This window comes from Verrucosispora sp. NA02020 (genome assembly GCF_013364215.1).
Taxonomy (GTDB): domain Bacteria; phylum Actinomycetota; class Actinomycetes; order Mycobacteriales; family Micromonosporaceae; genus Micromonospora.
The window spans coordinates 7,119,433-7,135,933 of the sequence record NZ_CP054923.1; the positions used below are offsets into that span (position 1 = coordinate 7,119,433).

At 72.7% G+C, this 16,501-nt stretch carries 15 protein-coding genes; 8 read left to right on the plus strand and 7 right to left on the minus strand.

All coding sequences use genetic code 11. The features are described 5' to 3' along the window. The first annotated feature begins 34 nt into the window (after window positions 1-34). Both HUT12_RS31795 and HUT12_RS31800 read left to right on the plus strand, forming a co-directional pair. Window positions 35-493, plus strand: a complete 459-nt coding sequence (locus tag HUT12_RS31795; RefSeq protein WP_176095575.1) for an Lrp/AsnC family transcriptional regulator — start codon at window positions 35-37, stop codon at window positions 491-493. 186 nt (window positions 494-679) lie between these two features. Then, window positions 680-2,599, plus strand: a complete 1,920-nt coding sequence (locus HUT12_RS31800) for a beta-propeller domain-containing protein (RefSeq protein WP_176095576.1) — start codon at window positions 680-682, stop codon at window positions 2,597-2,599. An 89-nt stretch (window positions 2,600-2,688) separates the two neighbouring features. On the opposite strand, the gene HUT12_RS31805 is transcribed toward HUT12_RS31800, so the two are convergent. The 3 genes from HUT12_RS31805 to HUT12_RS31815 all read right to left on the minus strand — a co-directional run bounded on the left by HUT12_RS31805 (window position 2,689) and on the right by HUT12_RS31815 (window position 4,698). Continuing rightward, window positions 2,689-3,771: a hypothetical protein gene (locus tag HUT12_RS31805; RefSeq protein WP_176095577.1), complete on the minus strand. Its 1,083-nt coding sequence runs from the start codon at window positions 3,769-3,771 to the stop codon at window positions 2,689-2,691. Window positions 3,772-3,859: 88 nt separating this feature from the next. Then, window positions 3,860-4,117: a DUF6457 domain-containing protein gene (locus HUT12_RS31810; protein ID WP_176095578.1), complete on the minus strand. Its 258-nt coding sequence runs from the start codon at window positions 4,115-4,117 to the stop codon at window positions 3,860-3,862. Next, complete coding sequence (locus HUT12_RS31815; protein ID WP_131052376.1) at window positions 4,114-4,698, minus strand: molybdenum cofactor guanylyltransferase; 585 nt, start codon at window positions 4,696-4,698, stop codon at window positions 4,114-4,116. Before HUT12_RS31815 ends, HUT12_RS31810 begins: the two co-directional genes overlap by 4 nt. Before the next feature lie 146 nt (window positions 4,699-4,844). On the opposite strand from HUT12_RS31815, the gene fdhD reads away from it, so the two are divergent. Next, window positions 4,845-5,699, plus strand: coding sequence for a formate dehydrogenase accessory sulfurtransferase FdhD (gene fdhD, locus HUT12_RS31820; protein ID WP_176095579.1), 855 nt, complete (start codon window positions 4,845-4,847; stop codon window positions 5,697-5,699). Between the two features lie 7 nt (window positions 5,700-5,706). Here the strand turns inward: fdhD and HUT12_RS31825 are convergent, their stop codons facing one another. From HUT12_RS31825 to HUT12_RS31840, 4 genes are read right to left on the minus strand one after another with little or no spacing between them, the layout of a single operon-like run. Beyond that, complete coding sequence (locus HUT12_RS31825; RefSeq protein ID WP_176095580.1) at window positions 5,707-6,417, minus strand: GAP family protein; 711 nt, start codon at window positions 6,415-6,417, stop codon at window positions 5,707-5,709. 22 nt (window positions 6,418-6,439) lie between these two features. Beyond that, window positions 6,440-7,756 carry an MFS transporter gene (locus HUT12_RS31830; RefSeq protein WP_176095581.1) on the minus strand — a complete coding sequence of 439 codons (1,317 nt, stop codon included), beginning with the start codon at window positions 7,754-7,756 and terminating at the stop codon, window positions 6,440-6,442. Further along, window positions 7,753-8,328, minus strand: coding sequence for a helix-turn-helix domain-containing protein (locus tag HUT12_RS31835; RefSeq protein WP_176095582.1), 576 nt, complete (start codon window positions 8,326-8,328; stop codon window positions 7,753-7,755). The genes HUT12_RS31830 and HUT12_RS31835 overlap by 4 nt, the downstream gene beginning before the upstream one ends. Before the next feature lie 48 nt (window positions 8,329-8,376). After that, window positions 8,377-9,399, minus strand: a complete 1,023-nt coding sequence (locus HUT12_RS31840) for a DUF4192 domain-containing protein (RefSeq protein WP_176095583.1) — start codon at window positions 9,397-9,399, stop codon at window positions 8,377-8,379. 206 nt (window positions 9,400-9,605) lie between these two features. Between HUT12_RS31840 and HUT12_RS31845 the strand changes: the two genes are divergently transcribed. The 5 genes from HUT12_RS31845 (at window position 9,606) to HUT12_RS31865 (ending at window position 16,363) form a co-directional block, all read left to right on the plus strand. Then, the gene (locus tag HUT12_RS31845) at window positions 9,606-10,520 is read left to right on the plus strand and encodes a fructosamine kinase family protein (protein WP_131052382.1); all 915 of its coding nucleotides are present in this window, start codon (window positions 9,606-9,608) and stop codon (window positions 10,518-10,520) included. After that, the gene (gene moaA, locus HUT12_RS31850; RefSeq protein WP_176095584.1) at window positions 10,517-11,530 is read left to right on the plus strand and encodes a GTP 3',8-cyclase MoaA; all 1,014 of its coding nucleotides are present in this window, start codon (window positions 10,517-10,519) and stop codon (window positions 11,528-11,530) included. Before HUT12_RS31845 ends, moaA begins: the two co-directional genes overlap by 4 nt. Continuing rightward, the gene (locus HUT12_RS31855; protein ID WP_236145647.1) at window positions 11,527-11,781 is read left to right on the plus strand and encodes a MoaD/ThiS family protein; all 255 of its coding nucleotides are present in this window, start codon (window positions 11,527-11,529) and stop codon (window positions 11,779-11,781) included. The genes moaA and HUT12_RS31855 overlap by 4 nt, the downstream gene beginning before the upstream one ends. A 15-nt stretch (window positions 11,782-11,796) precedes the next feature. Then, a complete protein-coding gene (locus HUT12_RS31860; RefSeq protein WP_176095585.1) occupies window positions 11,797-13,092 on the plus strand; it encodes a metallophosphoesterase in 1,296 nt (431 codons plus the stop codon). Between the two features lie 61 nt (window positions 13,093-13,153). Then, window positions 13,154-16,363, plus strand: a complete 3,210-nt coding sequence (locus HUT12_RS31865; RefSeq protein ID WP_176095586.1) for a UvrD-helicase domain-containing protein — start codon at window positions 13,154-13,156, stop codon at window positions 16,361-16,363. Window positions 16,364-16,501 lie beyond the last annotated feature (138 nt).

The window sequence follows — 16,501 nt, forward strand, 5'->3', positions numbered from 1 at the left end:
ACAGCCGCAAACATTGCTTCTCAGGAGCAGAACATTGCAGATCGACGTCGTCGACCAACGAATCATTGCGCTGCTCGTCGCGGATGCTCGCGCCTCGTACGCGGACATCGGCACCCGAGTGTCACTCTCCGCTCCGGCGGTCAAGCGACGGGTCGACCGACTGCGGGCGGCCGGGGTGATCCGGGGATTCACCGCCATCGTCGACCCGGCCGCCGTCGGCTGGACCACCGAGGCGTTCGTCGAGCTGTTCTGCGCCGGCCGCACCACTCCGGCCCAGCTCGGTGCGGCGGTACGCCGGCACCCCGAGGTGGTCGGGGCGTACACCGTCTCCGGCGAGGCGGACGCGCTCATCCACCTGCGGGCCGCCGACATCGCCCACCTCGAAGAAGCGTTGGAGCGACTGCGGGCCGAATCGTTCGTCACCTCCAGCCGCAGCACCATCGTGCTCTCCCGACTGGTGGAGTCCCCGGGCGTCGGACCCTCCACGAACTGAACCAGACGGCAGATCCGCAGACGCGGCCATCGGGGCGGGCCCGGCTCCCCGCATCGTCGAAGCCGCCCCAGGCACGGTCGCGTCTCGCCTGGATGCCGTCCACATAGCTCTCCGGTCCACCTCCGGTTCCCCGGCCGATGCCACCCGTCGGGGAACCGGAGCGCGGGACGCCGCGTCGAACCGCGCATGACACGGGGAATCAAGGCCACCGCCGCCGGCGGCACACTGGTCGCGCTGACGCTGCTGGCCGGCAGCATGTCGGCGGCACCGGCCCCGGCGCCACCCGTCGGGACGGACGGGCGGATGGTGCCGGTCGGTCTGGTCTCCTTCGACTCCTGCGCGGACGCCCTCACCGAGCTGCGCGCGGCGGCCGCCGCCTCGGTCGGCCCGTACGGCTTCGGTGGGGGTTGGCGCACGTTCAGCGACCGGGGCGGCGCCCTCGGAGCCGGTGCCGTGGCGAAGGGTTCCGAGGCCCTTTCCGCGCCGACAGGAGCCGCGCCGGAGCACTCGACGACCAACAACCACGAAGTCGGCGTGGACGAGCCGGACCTGGTCAAGACCGACGGACGGCGGATCGTCACGACCACCGGCGGCGTGCTGCGGGTGGTCGACCCGGCCAGCCGGCGGATCACCGGCGAACTCGACCTGACCGACGGCCACGAGCGCCTGCGCTGGACGGATCAGCGACTGCTGCTGCTCGGTGACCGGGCGCTGGTCCTGACCGAGGCCACCCCGCGCGAGACGCCCACCGGTGTCGCGCGCCGGATCTGGGGTCCGCTCGGTGACACCCGGCTGGTCCTGGTCGACCTCTCCGGTGCACCACGGGTGCTGGCGACGTACCGCATCCAGGGCCGCACCGTGGACGCGCGGCTGACCGGCACGACCGCCCGGGTGGTGGTGAACTCGTCGCCCCGTCTGGAGTTCCCGTTCGACAGGGACGGCAGCGACCGGGAACGGACCGCGCGCAACCGTGGCGTCATCGCCCGTGCGGGCATCGGGGCATGGCTGCCCGAGTACGAGTGGACGGCGGGCGGCGAACGGCACACCGGACGGGTCGGCTGCGACCGGCTGAGCCGCCCGGCACGGATGACCGGCACGTCGACGCTGACCGTGCTCAGCTTCGACCTGGCCACCGACCGTCTCGGCGACGGCGACCCGGTCGGCGTGGTCGCCGACGCGAGCACCGTCTACGGCACCGCGACCAGTCTCTACCTCGCGGGTGCACGGCCGGTCGTGGCGACGACCCGCGGGCGACCGTCGACCGACGAGGTCACCGAGATCCACCAGTTCGACACCGCGTCGCCGGCGCGTCCCCGCTTCGTCGCCTCGGGCACCGTGCCCGGCTGGCTGATCAACCAGTACGCGCTGTCGGAGTGGAACGGGCACCTGCGGGTGGCCACCACCACCGGTGACGTCTGGGGCGGCAGGGCAGAGGGCCGGACCTCCGAATCCGCGGTACGCGTGCTGCGTCGCGAGGGCGGGTCACTCGTCTCCGCCGGGATGGTCGGCGGGCTCGGCCGGGGCGAACGGATCTATGCGGTGCGCTATCTCGGGCCGGTGGCGTACGTGGTGACCTTCCGGCAGACCGACCCGCTCTACTCACTCGACCTGACCGACCCCGGCGCGCCCCGGGTCACCGGCGAACTGAAGATCACCGGGTACTCGGGCTACCTGCACCCGCTGCCCGAGGGCCGGCTGCTCGGGGTGGGTCAGGAGGCTGACGCGCGGGGGCGGACCCAGGGCGTACAGGTCTCCCTCTTCGACGTACGCGAGCCCGGCCGCCCGCACCGGCTGGACCAGTGGCATCTGCCCCGAGGGTGGTCCGGTGCCGAGCACGACCCGCATGCCTTCCTGTACCGGCCGGACAGCGGCCTGGTGGCCCTGCCGGTGGGCGGCGGCATCCGGCTGCTGCGCGTCGGCAGCGACACCGTCCGCGAGATCGGCGAGGTGACCCACCCGTCCACGGACCGCGAGAACCGGCGGACGTGGTCCCCGGTACGCCGGTCGCTGGTGGTCGGTGACGTGCTCTGGACCGTCTCCGCCAGCGGCCTGCGTGCCACCGACCCGACCACCGCACGCAGCGTCGGCTGGATCGCGACGACCTGAACCTTCCTCCCACGCGGGTGGGGCCCGGTTTCTCGGGGTTTCCGGGTCCCACCCGCCTCCACCGCACAGCGGCGCGAGGCGGTCGACGGTCAGAGGTACATGCCGGTGCGGTGCTCACCCCGTCCCGGCTTGTCCCCCTCGCCGAAGAAGCGCTTGCCGCCGAACTCACCGTGCAGACGGTCGTCCAACTCGTCCGCGAGGCCGGTCATCACCTGCACGGCGAGCATCAGATGAGTGGGTTGGAAGTTCCGGCCGAAGACCGGGATCGAGGCCCACACGGTGTCGTCGGCACAGTAGAGCCGACCGATCGGCATGCGGTTGGTCAGCTCGGAGAGCTTGACGTACAGCCGCTCGGTGGGCTCGACCTCGGTGAGGACCGGGGAGAAGACGTCGACCAGCGGCGGGTTGTCCCGGACCCGGACGAAGACCATCGCCGAGCCCGCACGGATGTTGATATCGCCGTCGGAGTCGACCTGGACCCGGTCCGAGTCCGACTTGAGCATGGTGGAGACGACCGTGCGTACCCGCTCGGCCAGATCCAGCACCTCGGTCTCCGTGCCGTCCCCACCGGCGGCGGCCAGCGCCTCCTCCAGCTCGGTGCCGATCTCCCGCACCAGGCCGAACTCGCTGCGCGCCGTGCCCAGCGGCGGACCCGCAAGCGGCTCACCCTCGGCGTCCTCGATCTGATAGACCAGGAACGCGGGATGCGGGGCACCGTAGATGTCCCGCAACGTGCGGGAGAGGACCGCCGCCAGCCGGGTCGCCTCGTCGACCCCGCAGTGCAGACCGAACTGGTCACCGGAGCCTTCCACCACACCCGGCGGCGACCAGCCCAGCGCGACCATGTCGGCGACGGCCGCACGATCCAGCCGGTAGCCCTGCGGCAGGGTGGCGTTGCCGACCGCGCGCGCGTTGAGCCGGCCGTCCGCGCCCACGTCGGCCCCGACGGAGTAGACCGCGTCGTCCGTACCCGAGGCGGTCGGGTCGAGCGTCAGTTCCACGCGCGCTCCCGCCGGCAGGTCGACCAGCCGGTCGGCCAGCGCCCTCGCGAACTCCCGCCACGCCTGGGTCACCTTCGCCCGCAGGTCGGCCGTGGTCGGCTCGTCGAGCAGGATCGACTCGTGGTGATGCGCCGGCGTGCCGGGCGGCGCCGAGGGGTGGTCTGCCGTCATGATCGCCTCCGTCCGTTCCGGTCACCCTACCCAGCCGCCGTGTCGGTCGGCGCGGCCCGGACCGTGATCGGACAACCCTCGCTCGTGGTCAGTCGGCCGGCTGGTCGCCGCCCAACTCCACCGGCCAGGTGCCGGCCAGGTCGGCGAGCCGGGCCGCCGCCGCGACGGGGTCGGCGCCACGTCCCACGGCCAGGCCGAGCAGGTACGCGGTGACCGGGGCACCCGGACGCACCACCTGGTGGGCGACGTCGCGGGCCAGGTCGAGCACGGTCGACACCGGCACCTGAGCCGGTTCCAGTCCCAGTTCCGCGCAGGCCGCCGTGACCCAGTCGTCCAGCACCGTCATCGCGCCCACTCCTCCGCCCGGCGTACGTCACCGTCAGTGTCGCAGTCGAACCACGGCGGCGGGCCGCCACCTGACCAGCTCACCTCGCGCACGGTGAGCCCGGCGAGCAGATCCCGCAGCGGCGCTCCGGCGTGCCGTCCGGCGAGCCGGTCCAGCGCCGCGCGCAGGGCAGCGGTACGCCACACGCCACACAACGTCTGTCGCCGTCCCGAGGCGTCCACGAAACACACCCCGTCCACCGGCGGTGTGTCCAGCTGACGCAGCAGGTCACCGACGGCAGGTCGGGTCAGCAACGGCAGGTCGGCGGCGAGCAGCGCGACGACCGGTACACCCGGTTCGAGCAGGGCCATCCCGGCTGCGGTGGCGGCGACCGGACCACCACCGGGCGGTGACTCCCGGGTCGGGAGCACCCCCGCCGGGGCCGGCCCCGGACCGACCAGGATGCGGGGCGTCGCGTCGGCGACAGCAGCGAGCACGCGTTCGCGCATCGGTACGCCGCCGACGGGCAGCGCCGGCTTGTCCCGCCCGCCCATCCGGCGCGCGGACCCACCCGCGAGCACGATCGCCGCGTACACCGTCACCGGATCACGGTAACCCGCAGGGGATCGGCCGTTTCCGACCCTGCAACCGGCCCGAGGCGGCTCTCGGCCGGGCGGTCCAGCCGGACAGGGTGGCCGGGGTGAGCGGTCGGATGCGGTGGGGTGAGCGGGCGGGGCAGGATGGCGGGATGGGACGGGCCAGTGAGCGACGCGGGGTGCTCCGCATCGACCTCGACGCGACGGACGCCGGACGGATCCGGGTCCGCCGGCCGGACGCGCTCGCCGCCGAGGAGCCGCTGGAGATCCGGGTCGGGCCGGCCGGGCCGGACCGACGTCGTCCCCTCTCGGTGACCATGCGGACTCCCGGCGCCGACCTGGATCTGGCGCTCGGCTTCCTGCTCACCGAGGGGCTGATCGGCTCGGCGGACGACGTGTCCACCGCGCAGCTCTGCGCCGGCACCGAGACGCCGAACACCTACAACGTGGTCGACGTGACGCTGGCTCCGGGCGTACCGTCGCCCGGCACCGACACGACCCGGCACTTCCACACCACCAGCGCCTGCGGGGTCTGCGGCAAGGCGAGCATCGACGCGGTCCGTACCCGGTCCCGGTTCGACGTGGCCGCCGACCCACTCGCCGTCCCCGCCGAGGTGCTGGCCGAGCTTCCCGAGCGGCTGCGGGCCGGACAGCGGGGCTTCGACCGCACCGGCGGGTCGCACGCGGCGGGACTGTTCTCCGCCGACGGCGAGTTGCTGGTGCTGCGCGAGGACGTCGGCCGGCACAACGCGGTGGACAAGGTGATCGGCTGGGCGGTCCGCGAACGGCGGCTGCCGCTGGCCGGGCACCTGTTGCTGGTCTCCGGCCGGGCCAGTTTCGAGCTGACCCAGAAGGCGTGGATGGCCGGGCTGCCGCTGCTCGCGGCGGTGTCGGCGCCGAGCACGCTCGCGGTCGACCTGGCGGCCGAGGCCGGGCTCACCCTGGTCGGCTTCCTGCGCGGCCGGACGATGAACGTCTACACCGGCGCCCAGCGGGTGACCGGCTGACCGTTGCTCAGCGGTTGGCCAGCAGGTCGAACAGCTCCAACCGAACTGCGGCGTCCCGGGCGATGAGGAAGCCCGCGATGCCCAGGACCCAGCCCAGCATGCTGCCGGACGACCGCACGATCCACGCGTTGAGGCGGGCGAGCAGCGGCTCGATCCGCCTCGGCCAGGCCACCCGTGCGCCCAGCAGCACCACCGCCGGCAGGATCATGACCAGGCAGTATCCCGCCAGCAACGCGATCACCTGCGGCACGCCCAGGCCCGAGGTGGTGAGCAGGCCCAGTGCACCGAGGTACGGCAGCATGGTCGCCACCTCGGCCAACGCGGCGAACACCGCCAACCCGACCAGCCAACGCGCCGACGCGTCACCAGACGTCGCGCGGTCGCGCCAGCGCAGCACCCGACCGCCACCGCCCCCGCGCTTGCCGTCGTACCGGAAGCTCAACACGAACAACCCGACACCGAGCGCGAGTTGCCCCCACAGCACCGGTCGGTTGTCCAGCGCACCGCCCCACATCTCGGCCAACCCGCTGCCGCCGAAGTAGAGCAGCAGCCCGACCACGAAATAGAAGCCGGCGATGGTGCCCAGATAGGTCGACACCCGTCCGAGGCGAACCGGACCCGGGGCGAGCAGCAGCCAGACCGGGATGAACAGGGTGCCGATGCTGGTGCTGTCGACGAGTGCCAGTCCCACGAGGGACAGCAGCAGCGCGACACTCATACCGGACCACCCGGGCACTCGCTCATCCGGTGATTATCCGTGTCTCCCGGTCCGACTGCGGCGCTGGTGCCGTGGCCTGTCGAGCCCCCGGGACGGTTTTCCTAGTCGGGGTCGGTAGCCGACCCATGGTCCGCCACGGGCCACCGAGGAGTGGGGTGAGGACCACCAGGAGGTAGCCGGCGCCGACCGCGACGAGAGTGGTCGTGGTGCCGAGGTGTTCGCTGGCGAAGCCCGCGCCGAGTGCGCCGAGCGGGATGGCGGCCCAGGCTCCTGCGCCGATCACGCCGTACACCCGGGCACGCATCCGGACCGGCACGCGTTCGAGCTTGATCGCGCCGATCATGGGGTTGATCGCCCCGGCGGCGAAGCCGGCGGTCGCGAACACGGCGAGCAGACCGGGCAACGGCAGCCCGGCGGCCATCGCCAGGAACGGTGGTGGACCGGCCACCGCGAAGGCCACCACGAAGGTGGCCCGGCGGGGTAGCCGGTGACCGACGGCGCTGAACAGCAACGAGCCGGCCAGTGCCCCGCCGCCCATGGCGCCGACGAGCAGCCCGAGGGCCGCCGCTCCGCCGAGATCACGATGGGCGACCACGGGCAGCAGCACGTTGGTCTTGGTCGCGTCGAAGAAGTTGGTCACCAGCACCAACAGGACCAGCATCCGCAACAGGGGCTCGGTGAGCAGGAACCGGACGCCGGCGACGAACTGGCGCCAGTAGCCGGTGGCGTCGCCGGTCGCGGGCTCGTCGGCGCCGGGCTGGAGGTTCGCCGGCACCAGTACGGCGACGACCACGGCGGACAGCACGAACGTGGCCGCGTCGAGCACCAGCACAGGCAACGCCCCCAGGGTGGCGACCAGCAGACCCGCCACCGGCGCACCGAGCAGCCGGGCACCGCGCTCGGTCGCCTCGAACCAGCCGATCGCCCGTTCGGTGGGCAGGCCGGCGGCGATGGCCGCCTCGGGCAGCAGGGCGACCCGGGCCGTCTGGCCCGGCGTGTCGAGCAGACCACTGAGGAAGACCAGCGCGAGCAGCGCCCAGAACGGGAGTCCGACCGTGGCGTGCAGGAGGGGGATCGCGGCGACCGTCAGGCAGGAGACCAGATCGGCGAGCACGCTCGCGCGGCGGTAGCCGATCCGGTCGACCAGGACGCCGCCCAATGCGCCACCGAGCACGATCGGCGCGGTCGCGACAGCACCGGTGATGCCGGTGGCGACCGGCGAACCGGTCTCGGCGAGTACGTAGAAGGGCAGCGCGATGATCGTGAGCATGTTGCCGGTCAGCGAGACCGTGTGTCCGACCAGCAGACCGACCAACGGCACACGGGTCGGGCGACTCATTCCGGCCGCCGGAAAGCGTGATAGATCATCGTGACCCGGCGGGCGTCGGCGCGATCCGGGTCGCTGCGCTTCTGCCAGCGCACGGCCAGCGCCTCCAGGTCGGTCCGCAGTTCCCGTAGTTCCGCAGCAGTCAGGTGGTAGGCGTTGTCGCTGCTGGCGGTGCCGCGTACCCATTCGGGCTCGAAGGTCGCCTCGGCGGCGAGGTAGCTGTTCAGGGCCTCCTGGTACCGCTCCAGCACGGCGCGTCGCAGCAGGTCCGAGGCGACCTTCCGCTCCGGGTCGTCGAGTGCCTCCAGCGGTTCCCACGAGGTGGTGGTGTGCGCAGCGCGCCACCACCTCTCCCGACGGTTGCGCGCACACTCCGGAGCCTCCCGCACGAAGCCGTGCTCGGCGAGTTTGCCCAGGTGGTAGCTGACCGAACCGACCGCCTCGTCGACGACGTCGCTGAGCATCCCGACGCTCTGCGGCCCCCGCAGCCGCAGTTCGCCGAGGAGCCGGAGCCGGGTGGGGTGGGCGAGCGCCCGCATGGCACGGGGGTCGGTCAGGTGCAGCACGTTCTCGTCGTTCGGCATGTCGCCACCCTAGACATACAAGAAGTGACGTACAAGACTTCTTGTTAATCATCGCGGGCGACGGCCGGGCCGACGCCCGCCCCGCCGCAGCGCCTTCGGCCAGCCGTCCAGGCGTGACGGCGGCACTCCCCGGCGGAGCAGGTCGTCCACGATCAGGGCGAGCGAGTAGTCCGGATGCTCGGCCAACACCCGCTCCAACGCCACCGCCGCCAGTGCGCCCTGCCCCGCCCGCCAGGCGGCGAACGCCAACAGGGCTCCGGGCGCGGCGGACAGGTCCGGCTCGGCCCGGCGCACCATCTCGGTCCAGAACGCCACGTCCTCGTCCCGGCCGTCGGTGCGTTCCCAGGCGTGGTCCCGCACCGGCAGGTGGGTCAGCAGCAGGCAGAGCCACGCCACCTCGTCGTCGGCCAATGGCGTCCCGTCACGGTGACGGCGTCGGGTGGCCCGCAGCACCGACACCCCGGCCGTCCGCAGCGCCCGACCGCCGAGAAGGCCGGCCGGGGGCGCCTCCGCCAGCAGGTCGGCGAGTCGCCGATCGGCCCGCTCGGCGGCGCGCCGCATCTCCGACCCGCCGACCGGGGCCACCGCAGCGGCGAGAGCGGCCCGGTCAGGCAACGCGACCTGGCCGGCGAAGACCGCCGCCGCCGGCACCGCGCTGGCCCTCGGGTCGTACGGGGTGCCCTCGGGCGGGCAGCACTCCGGCTCCTGACAGACGTACGACCACCACCGGTCACCGGTCACCCGTAACGCGTCCACCACGGTGAGCCCGGCGTCGGCAAGCGCCACCCGGACCGCGTCCACGGCCGGAGTGACCCGCTCGGGCGGGCCGTACCCGATCGCCGTGGCCGAGTCGGCGCCCTGCCGCCCGGTCACCGTGGCGATGTGCTCCGCCGACTCCCGAGGATCACCCTCGCCGGGCAGGTCCGCCCGGGCGGCGAAGACGATCCGGGAGCCCGCCAGCGCCACCACCACGACGCTGTCCGTGGGGTGGAAGCCGAGCAGGTACGGCACGGCCGCGATGAGGTCGGCGGGGGATCTGACGGTGAGGCGGGGCAGGTCCGTGGAGTTCATGAGGCCAGCCTGCGAGCGGCCCCCTTCCCGCCGCCGCCCCTGTGGACGACACGCGGGTTATCCACAGTCACCCTAGGTATTCACCCAGTTCAGCGCGGTTCACCCGACCTCGGCGCCCGGCGTACGGATGTAAGGAGGGGACCCTTCCTATACACGAGGCGTTAGTAGGGGGCCCTTCCTTGCATCCGAAGGGATACCTTGCGGGGATGGATCTGGCGTACCTGCGGGCGCATCCGGAGCAGTTGCCGACCTTCCTGACCCATCAGCGGATCCGGGAGACGCCGGTGGGTGGCGGCGACATCTGTGCCGCCAGCCGGTTGACCCTGGACGACGGGCACTCGGTGTTCGCCAAGACCTGGCCGGAGCACGCCGACCGAGAGGTGCCGGAGGGCTTCTTCGCCACCGAGGCGGCCGGGCTGCGCTGGTTGCGGGAGGCCGGTGCGGTCGGCGTACCGGAGGTGCTGGTGGCGCTGCCCGACCTGCTCGCGCTGGAATGGGTGCAGCCGGGCGAGCCTCGACGGACGGCGGCCGACCGTTTCGGCCGTGAGCTGGCCGAGTTGCACCGGGCCGGGGCACCCGCCTTCGGGGCACCCTGGCCGGGCTTCATCGGCGCGCTGCCGGCGGACAACACTCCGCACGCCGGTCCATGGCCGGTCTGGTTCGCGCAGTTCCGGATCGTGCCCTACCTGCGTCGCTCGGTCGACGGTGGCGCCCTGGATGCCACCGCCGCCGCGCTCGTCGAGCAGGTCGTGGCCCGCATCGAGGAGTTCGGCGGCGACGAGCCGCCCGCCCGCATCCACGGTGACCTCTGGCCGGGCAACCTGCTCTGGGGCGCCGACGACCGGGTCTGGTTGGTCGACCCGGCCGCGCACGGTGGACACCGGGAGACCGACCTCGCCCAGCTCGCGCTCTTCGGCGGGGCACCCCACGCGGACCGGATCCTGGCCGCGTACGACGAGTCCTGGCCGTTGGCCGACGGATGGCGGGACCGGGTCCCGTTGCACCAGTTGCACCTGCTGTTGGTGCACACCGCCCTGTTCGGCGGCGCGTACCGGGATTCGGTCGTCCACGCCGCCCGGGCCACCCTGAGCGGGGCCGAGCGCGCTACGGTCGACGGGTGAGCGTCGCCCCGCCGACCGCCGGCGCCCTCGTCGACCGGTACGGCCGCGTCGCCCGGGACCTGCGTGTCTCCCTGACCGACAAGTGCAACCTGCGCTGCACCTACTGCATGCCCGCCGAGGGACTGCCCTGGCTGGCCGGGCCGAAGCTGCTCACCGACGACGAGGTGATCCGGCTGATCCGGGTGGCGGTGTGCCGACTCGGCGTGACCGAGGTCCGCTTCACCGGCGGCGAGCCACTGATCCGTCCGGGTCTGGTCGACATCGTCTCGGCCGCTGCCGCACTCGAACCCCGCCCCCGGCTGTCGTTGACCACGAACGGCATCGGACTGCACCGGCTGGCTCCGGCGCTGCGGGCGGCCGGGCTGGACCGGGTGAACGTCTCGCTGGACACCCTGGACCGCGAACGCTTCACCCGGCTCACCCGACGTGACAGGCTGTCGGACGTCCTGGCCGGTCTGGCCGGTGCCGCCGAGGCCGGGTTGGTTCCGGTCAAGGTCAACGCGGTGCTGATGCGGGGCGTCAACGACGACGAGGCACCGGCACTACTCCGCTTCGCCCTCGACCACGGCTACGAGCTGCGGTTCATCGAGCAGATGCCGCTGGACGCCCAGCACGGTTGGGACCGCGCCGCCATGGTCACCGCCGAGGAGATCCTGACGACGCTGCGTTCGGCGTACGCGCTGAGCCCGGACCCGACCGCGCGCGGCACCGCACCCGCCGAGACCTGGCTGGTCGACGGCGGCCCGGCGCGGGTGGGCGTGATCGGCACGGTGACCCGGCCCTTCTGCGGCGACTGCGACCGGACCCGGCTCACCGCCGACGGCCAGATCCGCAACTGCCTCTTCGCCACCGAGGAGTCGAACCTGCGCGACGCGATGCGGGCCGGGGCCGACGACGACGAGGTGGCCCGCCGCTGGACGGCGGCGACCTGGGGCAAGCGGGCCGGGCACGGCATCGACGACCCGACCTTCCTGCAACCGACCCGGCCCATGTCGGCCATCGGAGGGTGACCGTGGCGACCGTCACCGTCCGTTACTTCGCCGGGGCCCGCGCTGCCGCCGGTCGCGCCGAGGAGACCACCACCGCCGGGCGATCGCTGGAAGAGGTGCTGGCGGAGCTCTCCGACCGGCACGGCGCGCGACTGGTGCCGGTGCTCAAGGTGGCGAGTTTTCTGGTCGACGGTGTCACCTGTCATGATCGGAAGCAGCCGCTGCCGGCCGGAGCGACGATCGACGTCCTGCCTCCCTTCGCCGGTGGCTGAGGGGGATCCACACACGTGTTCGCGGTACTCGGCTTCGTGGCCACGCTTGCCCTGATCACCGGGCTGATCCACCTCTACCTCTGGAAGCGGCTGGTCAAGGACACCACCACCGCCGGGCGCTGGCGGCGGATCGGCACCGTCAGCGCGGTGGTGCTGGCACTGCTCGTACCGTCGACCATGATCGGCACCCGGTCCGGGATGTACTGGCTCGCCTGGCCGGGATACCTCTGGCTCGCGGTGATGTTCTACCTGCTGGTGATCCTCGTCGTGCTGGAAGTGCCGATGCTGGTGACGCGGCGGGTGCTGCGCCGCCGGGCGGCGACCGCCGCACCGGAGCCGGCGATGGTCGGCAGCGCCACCCCGGCGGATCCGCCGAGCACCGACGACGCCGAGGCGAACGCCCCGGCAGCCGACGACGCGGGTGCCGGGGCGACCGACCGGCCGGTCGTCGGCGCGGTCGGCCCGGACCACGACCCGTCCCGCCGGTTGCTGCTCGCCCGTGGCGCCGCGATCTTCGCCGGGCTCACCGCCACCGGCCTGGTCGGGTACGGGGTGCGGACCGCGATGGGTCCGCCCCGACTGGACCGGGTGCAGATTCCGCTGGCGAAGTTGCCGCGCAGCATGGACGGCCTGCGCATCGCCACCGTCTCCGACATCCACATCGGGCCGCTGACCGGTCGGGCGCACACCGAGCGCATCGTCGCCGCGATCAACCGCCTGGACGCCGACATCGTGGCCGTGGTCGGTGACCTGGTCGACGGCACGGTGGCCGAGTTGGGCGAGGACGCGGCTCCGCTGCGCGACCTGCGGGCCCGGCACGGCAGCTACTTCGTCACCGGCAACCACGAGTACTACTCGGGCGTCGAGGAGTGGGTGGCCGAGGTCGACCGGCTCGGGTTGCGGGTCCTGCAGAACCAGCGGTTGGAGATCGCCGCCCGGGGTGGCGTGCTCGACCTGGCCGGTGTCAACGACGTCAGCGCCGTGGGCACCGGCGTCTCCGCACCGCCCGACTACGCGGCCACCCTCGCCGACCGGGATCCGTCCCGACCGGTGGTGCTCCTCGCCCACCAGCCGGTGGCCGCGATGGAGGCCGCGAAGTACGGCGTCGACCTGCAACTCTCCGGTCACACCCACGGCGGTCAGATCGTGCCGTTCAACCTGCTGGTCAAGCTGGAGCAGCCGGTGGTCTCCGGCCTGGGCGAGGTGGACGGGACCAAGGTCTACGTGACCAACGGGGCCGGCTTCTGGGGCCCGCCGGTGCGGGTGGGCGCGGAGCCTCAGGTCACTCTCGTGGAACTGCGTTCGGCATAGCGAACCTCACGCCCGAGCGTGGCGGCGCGCACGGGCGTGGCCGGTCGTGGCAGGATGCGGCGTGCCTCCGTTCAGCGCCGTACCCCCCGGTGGCCGCCCGCCCTTCGTCGCGGATCTGCACATCCACTCGAAATATTCGCGGGCCTGCAGCCGTGACCTGACCCTGCCGAACCTCGGCTGGTGGGCGAAACGTAAGGGCATCGCGGTGCTCGGCACCGGTGATTTCACCCACCCCGCCTGGTATGACCACCTGCGCGAGACCCTGCGTCCCGCCGAGCCCGGTTTATACCGATTGTCCGACGAGGCCGAGCGGGATATCGCCCGCAGGTTGCCGCCCCGGCTGTCCAGTCACGCCGAGAGCGACCCGGTCCGGTTCATGCTCAGCGTCGAGATCTCGACGATCTACAAGCGGGACGACCGGACCCGCAAGGTCCACCACCTGATCTACCTGCCGGACCTGGACGCGGTGGGCCGGTTCAACACCGCGTTGGGCCGGATCGGCAACCTCGGGTCGGACGGCCGCCCGATCCTCGGCCTGGACTCCCGCGACCTGCTGGAGATCACGCTGGAGGCGAGCCCGGACGGCTATCTCGTACCGGCGCACATCTGGACGCCGTGGTTCTCCGCGCTGGGCTCGAAGTCCGGCTTCGACGCGATCGCCGACTGCTACGCCGACCTGGCCGAGCACATCTTCGCGGTGGAGACCGGGCTCTCCTCGGACCCGGCGATGAACTGGCGGGTCGGCAGCCTGGACGCCTACCGGCTGGTCTCCAACTCGGACGCCCACTCGCCGCCCGCGTTGGCCCGGGAGGCGACCGTCTTCGCCTCGGAACGGGACTACTTCGGCATCCGGGAGGCGTTGCGGACCGGCGACGGGTTGGCCGGCACGATCGAGTTCTTCCCCGAGGAGGGCAAGTACCACGCCGACGGCCACCGGCTGTGCGGGGTGAACTGGGCACCGGAGCGGACCAGGGCGGCCGGCGGACGCTGCCCGGAGTGCGGCAAGCCGCTGACGGTGGGTGTCCTGAGCCGGGTCGAGGACCTGGCCGACCGGCCCGAGGGGTACCGGCCGGAGCACGCGCCCGAGGTGACCCACCTGATCCAGCTCGCCGAGATCCTCGGCGAGATCAACAAGGTGGGCCCGCGCTCCAAGAAGGTCGAGGGCAAGCTCACCGACCTGGTCGCCGCGCTCGGCGCCGAGCTGGACATCCTGACCCGTACCCCGTTGGACGACATCGGGCGGGTCGGCGGTGAACTGCTCGCGGAGGGCATCGGCCGACTGCGCCGCGACGAGGTCCGTCGGGTGCCCGGTTACGACGGCGAGTACGGCGTCATCACCCTCTTCGACCCGGCCGAGCTGGGTGCCGGTGCGGCATCGAGCGGGCAGGAGACGCTGTTCGACGTACCGGTGCAGGTGCCCACGCAGCGGCGACCGGCCGAGTCGACCGGCTCGGAGGCGAAGGCGAAGCGGACGGCGGCCAAGGCGGAGCCGAAGCGCAGGGCGGCACCCGCGCCCGCCCCGGCCCCGCCGATCGCGCCGCCGCCCTCCCCGCACGAACCGTTCGAGCCGATGCTCGCCGGCATGGAGGAGGTGGGCAGCGGGCTGCTGGACCGGCTCGACGCCATGCAGCGGGTGGCCGCCTCGGCACCCGGCGGCCCGTTGCTGATCGTCGCCGGACCGGGCACCGGCAAGACCCGTACGCTGACCCACCGGATCGCGTACCTCTGCGCGGAGCTGAACGTCTTCCCCGAGCGGTGCCTGGCGATCACCTTCACCCGGCGGGCCGCCGAGGAACTGCGGCACCGGCTCGACGGGCTGCTCGGGCCGGTCGCCGAGGACGTCACGGTGGGCACGTTCCACTCGCTCGGACTGACCATCCTGCGCGAGAACGCGGCCACCGCCGGTCTGCCGGACGACTTCCGGATCGCCGACGACGCGGAGCGGACGGCGGCCCGTGCGGAGGCCGGGGACGATGCGGCCCGGTACACGTCGTTGCTGCGCAAGCAGGGCATGGTCGACCTGGACGACCTGCTCACCCTGCCGGTGGCATTGCTGCGCGACGATCGCAGGCTGGTCGAGCGCTACCGGGACCGCTGGCAGTGGATCTTCGTCGACGAGTACCAGGACGTCGACGCCGTGCAGTACGACCTGCTGCGCCTGCTCAGCCCCGCGGACGGCAACCTCTGCGCGATCGGTGACCCGGACCAGGCGATCTACTCGTTCCGGGGCGCCGACGTCGGATACTTCCTGCGCTTCTCCCAGGACTTCACCGACGCCCGCCTGGTCAGGTTGAACCGCAACTACCGGTCGTCGGCGCCGATCCTGGCCGCCGCCGTGCAGGCCATCGCGCCCTCGTCGCTGGTCCGGGGACGCCGGCTGGACCCGGCCCGGCTCGACCCGGAGGCCCCGCTGGTCGGGCGGTACGCTGCGGCGTCCGTCGCCGACGAGGCCGACTTCGTGGTACGCACCGTCGACGAACTGGTCGGCGGCCTGTCCCACCGCTCGCTGGACTCCGGTCGCATCGACGGGCGGTCGAGCACCCTGTCCTTCTCCGACATCGCGGTGCTCTACCGCACCGACTCCCAGGCCGCGCCGATCGTGGACGCTCTGGCCAGGGCGAACGTCCCGGTACAGAAGCGATCGCACGACCGGCTGCGGGACCGGCCCGGCGTGATGGCCATCGCCCGCGAACTGCGGCACCTCACCGGCGTCGACGGCGCACTGCCCGCCCGCGTACGCCTCGCCGGCCAGTCGCTCGCGGAACGGTTCGCCACCCCCACCCTCGACGGCTCGCACGGGGTCCGGCCGGAGGACGTGCGAACCGCGGTCGACCTGCTGACCCCGCTGGCCCGCCGGTGCGGTGACGACCTGGAGTCGTTCCTGTCCCAGCTCGCGACCGGGGCGGAGGTGGACGCGCTCGACCCCCGTGCCGAGGCGGTCACCCTGCTGACGCTGCACGCCGCCAAGGGCCTGGAGTTCCCGGTGGTCTTCCTGGTCGGGGCCGAGGACGGACTGCTGCCGCTGCGCTGGCCGGGCACCGCCCCGGACGAGGAGGCGATCGCCGAGGAGCGACGGTTGTTCTTCGTCGGGCTGACCCGGGCACAGGACCGGCTCTACGTCAGCCACGCGGCACGGCGGATCCGGCACGGTTCGGAACGTGACTGCCGACCGTCTCCATTCCTCGACGTGATCGACGCCGGCCTCTTCGAGCGGCTCGGCGACGCCGCCGGACCTCGGCGACCGAAGGACCATCAGCTCCGGCTCATCTGAGCGTTCGCCCTCCGCCCGCCGTAGGGCGAGCGGAGGGCGGAGTGACCGGTCCGTGATCGCGTACGGACAGTCGGTGAGACGGCCACGCGCTACGGTGACGTGGACGACGGCCCGCCACCGGCCCAGCGTTTCCACCCA